6 protein-coding genes are annotated in these 3,062 nt (G+C 33.6%); all 6 read right to left on the reverse strand.

What is annotated here, in order from left to right:
* Window positions 1–105: 105 nt before the first annotated feature.
* Window positions 106–648 carry a hypothetical protein gene (locus DNK47_RS03245; RefSeq protein WP_112665907.1) on the reverse strand — a complete coding sequence of 181 codons (543 nt, stop codon included), beginning with the start codon at window positions 646–648 and terminating at the stop codon, window positions 106–108.
* Window positions 648–1,199 (reverse strand): hypothetical protein, encoded by a 552-nt coding sequence (locus DNK47_RS03250; protein ID WP_112665909.1) that lies wholly within the window; start codon window positions 1,197–1,199, stop codon window positions 648–650. The genes DNK47_RS03245 and DNK47_RS03250 overlap by 1 nt, the downstream gene beginning before the upstream one ends.
* Window positions 1,200–1,252: 53 nt before the next feature.
* Window positions 1,253–1,783, reverse strand: a complete 531-nt coding sequence (locus tag DNK47_RS03255) for a hypothetical protein (RefSeq protein WP_112665911.1) — start codon at window positions 1,781–1,783, stop codon at window positions 1,253–1,255.
* 3 nt (window positions 1,784–1,786) lie between these two features.
* A complete protein-coding gene (locus DNK47_RS03260; RefSeq protein ID WP_112665913.1) occupies window positions 1,787–2,305 on the reverse strand; it encodes a hypothetical protein in 519 nt (172 codons plus the stop codon).
* 61 nt (window positions 2,306–2,366) lie between these two features.
* Window positions 2,367–2,873: a hypothetical protein gene (locus tag DNK47_RS03265; RefSeq protein WP_112665915.1), complete on the reverse strand. Its 507-nt coding sequence runs from the start codon at window positions 2,871–2,873 to the stop codon at window positions 2,367–2,369.
* Window positions 2,873–3,062, reverse strand: a 190-nt coding sequence (locus tag DNK47_RS03550) for a hypothetical protein (protein WP_220084663.1), incomplete at its 5' end; no start/stop codon positions are given. The genes DNK47_RS03265 and DNK47_RS03550, both read right to left, overlap by 1 nt.

A 3,062-nucleotide genomic window follows, 5' to 3' on the forward strand; every position in this document is an offset into this window, starting at 1 on the left:
TATCTAATGGATTGTCCCCCCCCAGCGCTGTTCCAGAAATAACAATTCCAGCAGGTATTATTCCAGTTAAAGCGACTCCCAGAATCTTACCTAAAGGTAACAAAGCTATTCATTTACTTTAAAGGGTTTAAGGGTTATTTCCTTACTTACTCAATCAGACTTTCGAGAGCTACAAAATAAAGATGTTGTCTCCGCTCCCATTACTTGTCTTAAAGAATTATGTCTTAATTGACACTTGTTTTGAGAAGTTAAATTCATTTCTTCTTGAAAGTCTTTTCATTCTTGACCATTTGCCTGTAGTTGCATTCCTGCGCCAGTTTCTCCCACTAGCTTAACCACAAAATGATCAGTACCTTGTTTCTTAATAACACTTGTAGCTTTTGTATAAGTTTTTTGGACCCCTCCCTTTTTAAAGAGATAATAGACTGAAGAGAAGTCTGAAGGATTTTCACAAACTAACAACTTCTGAGTATTACTATCCTTAGTTTCTAAAATATAACAATTTTCTTCAAAATCATTATCTTTTTCTAACTTAAGAACCAAAGGAATTTTAGGTTGTGATGCCCCCCCCAGATAAGAAGAGGTTGCGACTGCAACTGGAACCGTACAGGCTAGACCAATACCTAATATCTTCCCTAGAAGGTACATTAATCAGTCACTACTTTAAAAGAAGTGATCTTGATAGGTTTACTTAATCAAGGATTTTTAGTATTGCAGGTTAGAGAAGTTGAACTGTAGATATTGTTAATGACCGGAGTCAACATACAGTCCCTAGGTGTCAAACCAACTCCCTTTTTAGTTAGTAAATTGATATCTTTAGAGAAACCTGTTCAATCTGCTGATTTAACCTGTAGTGTTACTGTAGCGTCTTGACTATCTGCAACTTCTTTTTGTTCTAACTTAACTACTATTTCATCTGAGTTATGTTTTTTAACTATGCTAGCGGCTTTCTTAATAGACTTATCGGAAGTATTGTATAGGTAATATAGTTTGTCACTGAAGATGAAAGAGTCTGGATTATCGCAAACTAATAGTTTTTGTGATTCATTATTTTTTGTTTCAATAACGTAACAATCTTCAAAAGGATTTGATTTAACTAGATTAATTTCTTCACTGGTTAATAAGGAAGGTGTGTAGTCGCTACAGCAACAAGGATAGCCCCTGAAATTATTGCAAAGTGCAAACTTCGCTATAAACATTATCTAAGAGTTAAAGAATGAGACTTGTTGAAAGAGAATAAATGTATTTGCAATTAACTCTTTAAATGTTCGGGAAACGTTCCTCTTCAACCTGAAAGCAACCAATATTTATCAAAACCTTGTTCTTTACATTGCATTTTCTTGTTCGGGCTGAGACCATTATCTTTTCACTCTATAGTACACACATTTTTAAGAACTTTTTGATTTAAGTCACTTCAACCTTGATCGCTAGAGAAATTTAAAGTTTCTGTGGTCTGATTTTCAGTCTTAGTCACCTTTAATGTATAGTGTTCTTTATTAAAGTCTCATTTTTCTATTTCAGAAAAAGGAGTACTTTCTTCTTTTTTGTATAGATAGAAAGAGGTTTTATTATTTGCCGGCTTTTTAGTTATTGGACAAACTATCACAGATACACTTTCATCAGAGTTTGAAATAACAAGTTGACAAGGTCCATTTCGTCCCCCTCTCCGAGAATAGGTTCCCGTTGCTTGGGTAGAATCTTTTGGCAAAGTTATTGCTACAGGAATAGCAACTACAGGAGTTAAACAAACTAAGCCTTTAAGAGCGGTTAGAAGTAAAGACATAGATTATTCTCTTTCTGGATCTTCTATTTCAAGGGAATTTAGTCTGGTAGTTCAGGAATTACAAGTTATTTGTTTAGAGCTTACAGAGTCTTTATTTGATCAATCAATAGTACAGATATTTTTAAGTTTTTGGTCATTCAATTGTTCAAAATTCTTATTTTGAGCCAAACTAATAGTTTCTTGTCTTGAGTCTTTAATTGTTTTAACTATTAGTTGATGAGAACTTTGAAACTTTCAACTTTCAACTTCATCAAAAGATGACCCTTCTTTTTTATATAGATAAAAGTCTGTTTTATCAGAGTTAAAATCCCTAGGACAAGCTAACAATATTACCTTTCTGTCGCCATCAGAAGTAACTAATAAACAATGTTTCCTGTAGTCTTCTTTACTTTCTAACTTAACTTTTTGGGAAGAGGGGGGGGCATTCAAAGTCCTTACCGCAGAAAAAGCAACTGCAGAACCAACAGCCCCACCAGCAATAGCTACCAAAGCTATCTTTCCTAGTAAGGCTGTAACAGCCATTTAGGGAATTAGTAAATTTATTTTATTCAGATTTTTGGAACTTAAGAAATCAACTAACTAATTACCTACTAAATAAAGGGGTTAGTTCAATTTCTTTTTTAGGAAGTGATTTATCTGTCTTCTCGCAACTAATTTTTCATTTTTCTGATACTCTGGAAGTGTTATCTGCAAAATCACAATTACCTACATTAACTTCTGATAGTTCAGTTCACTTAGATGGAATAGAAATATCCATTTTGACTGATTGTCTAGAGTGCTCTTCCGTTCCTAGCTCAAGTTCAACTTCTTTGAAATTTGTTTCTAATTTTTTAAGCTTTCAGACTTGAACAGGAATGTTACCTTCCTTATAAAAGTAAAAGATTGGTGAATTTCCTGAATCATCAAAGGAACATACTATTAATTGTTTTTGACCTGTTTTGTCCTTATCAAACAATTGACAGTTGTTCTTAAACTTATTGTCTGTTTTTAGGTCAAACTTGGGGGGGGCAGAGAGCAATACAGCTGGAGTAATGATGGCAGAACCTGCCAAAAGACCTCCCACTAGCTTTCCAATAGTTGAAAGAATCATTATTTAATAACCAATGGAGTTAAAAGAATGTCTTTATTTTTCTCACTTTCTTTGGTTTGACATTGAATCTTTCAAGATTTATCTACTTCCTCCCCCTTAAAGTTACATTGAGTTCCCAATTTTATTCCTTGTAAATCTGTTAAATCAGAAGAAACTTGCATGACAGATTCTGTTTCGTGACTTTGTAAA

This window comes from Mycoplasma wenyonii (genome assembly GCF_003265155.1).
Taxonomy (GTDB): domain Bacteria; phylum Bacillota_I; class Bacilli_A; order Mycoplasmatales; family Mycoplasmoidaceae; genus Eperythrozoon_A; species Eperythrozoon_A wenyonii_C.